Raw genomic sequence first — 876 nt, forward strand, 5'->3', positions numbered from 1 at the left:
AAGTAGTTAAAACTGATGTTAAGGAACAAAAGCCAGGTGATAAGGTAGAATTCAATGTCCCAGATGGTTATGTTCCAGCCGATAAGTTACCAGATATTACAGTAACTAGTGACATGAAGCCAATTACAATTATTGTATTTAAGGAAACACCAGATACTCCACCTGCTGGCCCACAACCTACTAAATCAACTCCAAGCGATCCTGAGCCAGATCAAAAACCAGATACACCAACTACCCCTTCAGTTCCTGATCCAGTAGTACCAGATACTGAAACCAATGGAACTCATGCTGGTAACAGCTCAACCGCATTAATTGAATCTGCTCCAGTTAAGGCATCGGGTGTAGATGAAGGTACAGCTAAAGTTGGTTCAACTAATAATGAAAAGAGTCAAAACACTTTACCACAAACAGGTAGCAAGTCACTTGCAGGTGTTTTACTTGGTTCAGTATTATTAGCTGCTAGTCTTGCATTAGGTTTCGTCAACAAAAAGAAAAGAAACTAATCTCTAATAATTTTGATAAATAAAAAAGACTTCTGTTTGATATGAACCCCGAAATTCGGACAAGAATTTCGGGGTTTTATTATGTCTAAATTAACAAAGCGAGATAAAATTAATATTTATAATTATTGGAAAAATTATGGAAAATCTTCTACATGGTTAAGTAAAAAATATGGAGTTAATTCAACTAATATCCGTTATCTGCTTAAATTAATAGATCATTATGGACTTAACATTTTAAATCGTTCACATACTACTTATCCTATTTATTTTAAAGAAGCTGCCATTAAAAGAGTACTTATCAATAAAGAGCTAGCTGACCATGTTTCTCTAGATCTAGCTTTACCTAATAGTGGTCTAATCCATAATTGGATTC

At 34.4% G+C, this 876-nt stretch carries 1 protein-coding gene and 1 pseudogene; both read left to right on the forward strand.

Going from position 1 to position 876, the window contains the following annotated elements; genetic code table 11:
* A partial coding sequence (locus tag LrDSM24759_RS06120; protein ID WP_117118613.1) for an LPXTG cell wall anchor domain-containing protein occupies positions 1 to 503 on the forward strand: 503 nt, incomplete at its 5' end.
* A gap of 81 nt (positions 504 to 584) precedes the next feature.
* Positions 585 to 876: pseudogene (locus LrDSM24759_RS06125) on the forward strand (IS3 family transposase); the annotation flags it as partial.

The organism is Lactobacillus rodentium (assembly GCF_003423665.1).
GTDB lineage: Bacteria > Bacillota > Bacilli > Lactobacillales > Lactobacillaceae > Lactobacillus > Lactobacillus rodentium.